Source organism: Nocardia aurea (assembly GCF_003123685.1).
In the GTDB taxonomy this organism is placed as follows: domain Bacteria; phylum Actinomycetota; class Actinomycetes; order Mycobacteriales; family Mycobacteriaceae; genus Nocardia; species Nocardia aurea.
In genome coordinates, this window is record NZ_QCYJ01000181.1 from 1 (window position 1) to 3,399 (window position 3,399).

General features: G+C 73.5%; 3 protein-coding genes. 1 reads left to right on the forward strand and 2 read right to left on the reverse strand.

Going from position 1 to position 3,399, the window contains the following annotated elements:
• On the reverse strand, positions 1 to 901 hold a 901-nt coding region (locus DAT37_RS43650; protein ID WP_109530863.1), incomplete at its 3' end, for an ABC transporter ATP-binding protein.
• A 276-nt stretch (positions 902 to 1,177) separates the two neighbouring features.
• Between DAT37_RS43650 and DAT37_RS43655 the strand changes: the two genes are divergently transcribed.
• Entirely contained in the window at positions 1,178 to 2,872 is a 1,695-nt protein-coding gene (locus DAT37_RS43655; RefSeq protein ID WP_109530864.1) for a sigma factor-like helix-turn-helix DNA-binding protein, read from the forward strand.
• A 43-nt stretch (positions 2,873 to 2,915) separates the two neighbouring features.
• Here the strand turns inward: DAT37_RS43655 and DAT37_RS43660 are convergent.
• On the reverse strand, positions 2,916 to 3,399 hold a 484-nt coding region (locus DAT37_RS43660; protein WP_408637500.1), incomplete at its 5' end, for a thiolase C-terminal domain-containing protein.

Consider the following 3,399-nt stretch of genomic DNA (forward strand, 5'->3'; position numbering starts at 1 on the left):
TCCCGTACGGCTCCGGGCCGCCCCGCCCGTCGCCGGCGATCCAGCCGAGCGGCCGGCCGTCCTCGGTGACGACGAGCAGCCAGGGCTCCGACCTGCCTCCCTCGTACCCCTCGGGGACGGTCAGGTCGGTGCGCAGCCGCAGACCCTCGGTGGAGACGAACTGCAGGCGCCGGATGCCCCGGTCGCGGCCGAGGAACTCGCGGACGAAGTCGTCGGCGGGCTCCGACAGCAGCGTCTTGGGGTCGGCGAGCTGCGCCAGCCTGCCGCCCACGCGCAGCACGGCCACGCGGTCGCCCAGCTTGATCGCCTCGTCGATGTCGTGGGTGACGAAGACGATGGTCTTGTTCAGCTCGGCCTGGAGCCTCAGCAGCTCGTCCTGCAGGCTCGTCCGGACGATCGGGTCCACGGCGCTGAACGGCTCGTCCATGAGCAGCACGGGCGGGTCGGCGGCCAGTGCCCTGGCCACGCCCACCCGCTGCTGCTGCCCGCCGGAGAGCTGGAACGGGTAGCGCTCCCCCATCGCCGGGTCGAGCCCGACGCGCTCCAACAGCTCCATGGCCCTGGCGCGGGCCTTCCCGCGGTCCCAGCCCAGCAGGAGGGGGACGGTCGCGATGTTGTCGACGATCTTCTTGTGCGGGAAGAGCCCGGCCTGCTGGATGACGTAGCCGATGCCGCGCCGCAGCGTCGGCGGATCGATCTCGCGTACGGGCCGGCCGTCGAGGAGGATCTCGCCCTCGGTGGCGTCGATCATCCGGTTGATCATCCGGAGGGAGGTCGTCTTACCGCAGCCCGAGGGGCCGACGAACACGGTGACCTCAGCTGTGGGCGCCTCCAGTGAGAGATGGTCCACGGCCACCGTGCCGTCCGGGTAGCGCTTGGTGACGGAGTCGAATGTGATCACGCGCGACCTCTCGCTCCCTGGCAGGGGTCGCAGCCCCTGCCACGACCGCCGCATGATCTCTTGAACGACCACAGTACGGCGGCAACTACCCCTGTGTCGCTGCGCCCCCCGGGTTAAACGCTTCAGTCCAGCAGGGAGAATTGACATCAAAACCGGATCTCTTGCTGCGCGGGCGTTCACGAGTTGGCATGATTGCCTCACGATCTGTCAGACGCTCCAGTACCACCAGTCCCACCCCTCAGCCCCCCGCTCGCACCTCAGCAAGAGGAACGGCCCGTGACACAGCCGCTCACCGACGGGCGCCCGCGCGCCGAGCTGGTCGCAGAGCTCTACGACCGTCACGCCGCCGGGCTGTTCGCGTACTGCGCCGACCAGCTCGGTGACCAGGACTCCGCGGCGGTCGTGCTGGTGACCGTCGTCACCGGCGTGCCCTCGCCGGCCCCGCCGCGCGCCGCGCTCTACGCCTACGCCCGCCGCGAGATCCACCGGCGCGACATCGCCTACACGCCTCCAGTCGTCGACCCGCTCACCGACCCCGCCGCCGCGCTCGTGGAGCGCGCGCTACGCGAGCTGCGCCCCCACCAGCGGGAGGTGCTGGTGCTGGCCGAGCTCTGCGGGCTCTCCCGTCCTGAGCTGGCCTGGGTGCTCGACGTGGCGCCCGACACGGCGCAGGAGCTCCTGATCAACGCGGCCCAGCGCTACCGGCAGCTCCTCGGCGCGGCCCTGACCGCCACGGCCGGGCGGGTATCGGGGCCGGTGGCCGACGTCCACCGGGCGCTGGCGGTGGCATCGCTGCGCGACATCCTCTGCCGCCTGCCATGGCCCGCGCCCCCCACCTCCCTACGCGCGCACGTGACGGGGTCGAGCACGAGTGCGGGCAGTGCCGGGTCGCGTGCGGGTGGCGTCGCGGGGGCGCGGGCGCGCGCCGCGTCGCCGCCGTCGGCCAGGCCGCGATGGCCGGTCACGCCACAGTGGCCCTTACCCCTGAACGAGCGCCGTGACCCGGCGACGACCACCCACATCTTCCCCGCCGAGCTCCTCGGGCCGCCGTCGCCGACGGGCAGGCCGTCCCACGACGCGACCACCGAGCCGATGCCCAAGGTGCGCGACCCGCTGGCACCGACCGACACCGCGGGCCGCTGGGAGGCGTTCTCCCCCCGCTCCTCGCGGCCGTCCCCTCGTTCCTCCCGGCCGTCCCCTCGCTTTCCGCGGCCGTCCACCCGCCCCTCGCAACCGTTCTCCACCGGCTCATGGGAGCCGTTCCCCGGGGTCGCGGCCCAGAGCGATGCCCGCGAAAAGCAGTTCTACCTGCCGCGTCCGGCCCAGGGCGACGTGCTGGACGACGAGCAGGAGACGCAGGAACTGCCCGCGGTGGTCGACTTCCCGCCCCACAGGCCGCCTGCCCGCGCCACGCAGAGCCCGGCCGCGCCCGCGTCCGGCAGCCTGTTCACCCCTCGGGAACGGGGTGTGCGCGCGGCCGAGCCGGTGTATCGGATGCCGCCCTCGCCCGCCCCCCGCACCCCGGACCCACGCGCCTCCGAGTCCCGCACCGCCACGCCGCACACCTCCGAGCGCGGCACCCCAGAGCACCGCACACCCGAGCGCCGCACACCCGAGCGCCGCACCCCAGAGCGCCGCACACCCAGGCCGGGCGCCGGATCGGAGAGCCGGAAGCCACGCGCTTCCGAGGGCCGGAAGCCGGGCCGTACCGAGGGCCGGAAGCCGGGCGCCTTCGAGCCGCCCGCCCGCAAGCTCGCCACGTTCAGGTCGCCGTCCGGCGGCACCCCCCCGCGCAGGCCGGGCCCGCGCAGGCCGGGCCCACGCCCCACGCCGGCGTCACGCAAGCAGCCCCGGGGGCGTCCCCGCCAGGACCGGCACCACGACTGGGCGTGGGAGGTGGTCGGCTTCCTGCTCTGCGTGGCGATCGCGATGATCGTGTTCTTCGCGATGCCCACGATCATCAGCCCCTGACACGGGCGTCCGTGGCCCGTACGGCCCCCAAGGCGACCCGCCGTCAGGCGGCCGAGAGGATCAGGCCACTGGTGGGGACGCCCGTGCCCGCGGTGACCAGGACGTTGCGCACGCCCGGGAGCTGGTTGGCCGAGGTGCCCCTGATCTGGCGGACGGCTTCGGCGATGCCGTTCATGCCGTGGATGTACGCCTCGCCGAGCTGGCCGCCGTGCGGGTTGACCGGGAGGCGCCCGTCGAGCTCGATGCCGCCGTCCCGGACGAAGGCGGCCGCCTCGCCCCGGCCGCAGAAGCCCAGCTCCTCCAGCTGGACCAGGACAAACGGGGTGAAGTGGTCGTACAGGATGGCGGTCTGGATGTCGCGCGGGCCGAGCCCCGACATCTCCCAGAGGCGCCTGCCCACGACCGACATCTCGGGCAGGCCGCTCATGTCATCCCGGTAGTAGCTGGTCATCATCATCTGCCCCTCCCCCGCCCCCTGGGCAGCAGCCGTGATCACGGCGGGCGACCTGCGCAGGTCGCGGGCGCGT